Below are 828 nucleotides of genomic sequence, written 5' to 3'. Positions count from 1 at the left end.
GGGGCTGCTGAACGATCTGGTGTCAGATCGGTTTAGGCAGCGAGTGCTGCCGGTTGGGCCATGATGGTCTCGAACTCGATGGGGGTCAATCGGCCGAGGGCTGCTTGTCGTCGTCTGCGGTGGTAGGTCCGTTCGATCCAGGTCACGATCGCGATCCGGAGTTCGTCTCGGGTGGTCCAGTGGCGTCGGTCCAGGACGTTGCGTTGTAGGAGGCTGAAGAAGCTCTCCATGGCCGCGTTGTCGCCGGCTGCGCCGACTCGGCCCATCGATCCGACCATGTGGTGACGGTTGAGGGCGTGGACGAACTTGCGGCTTCGAAATTGCGATCCTCGATCCGAATGACAGATCGTGCCGGGGATGTCGCCGCGGCGAGCGGCGGCGTTCTCCAGGGCTCTGACAGCCAGGGATGACTTCATCCGTGAGTCGATCGAGTAGCCCACGATCCGGTTGGAGAACACGTCCTTGATCGCGCAGAGATACAGCTTGCCCTCGCCGGTCCAGTGTTCGGTGATGTCGGTGAGCCACAGCTCGTTGGGTTCGCTGGCGTTGAAGTCGCGTTGGACCCGGTCGTCATGGACCGGCGGTCCGGGCTTCTTGCTGCCCCGGCCTCGCTTCTTGCCGAACACCGACCACCAGCCGTTGGCTGAACAGATCTTCCACACCGTGCGTTCTGAGACGTCGAACCCGGCCGCCCGGACTTCATCGGCCACGAAGCGATAGCCGAACTCCGGGTCGTCTCGGTGGGCGTCGAAGATCGCGTCGGTCAACCGGGCCTCGTCCCACTCAGCCGCGGTGACTGGTTCGGCTAGCCACCGATAGAACGGTTGG

General features: G+C 63.5%; 1 protein-coding gene. It reads right to left on the bottom strand.

Going from position 1 to position 828, the window contains the following annotated elements:
• Positions 1–32: 32 nt before the first annotated feature.
• On the bottom strand, positions 33–828 hold a 796-nt coding region (locus ACHAA3_RS16815), incomplete at its 5' end, for an IS3 family transposase (protein ID WP_435710247.1).

The organism is Aeromicrobium sp. CF3.5 (assembly GCF_051262695.1).
Classification (GTDB): domain Bacteria; phylum Actinomycetota; class Actinomycetes; order Propionibacteriales; family Nocardioidaceae; genus Aeromicrobium.
Note: the sequence above shows the minus strand (reverse complement) of the source record. Positions and strands in the feature narration are given on the sequence as shown.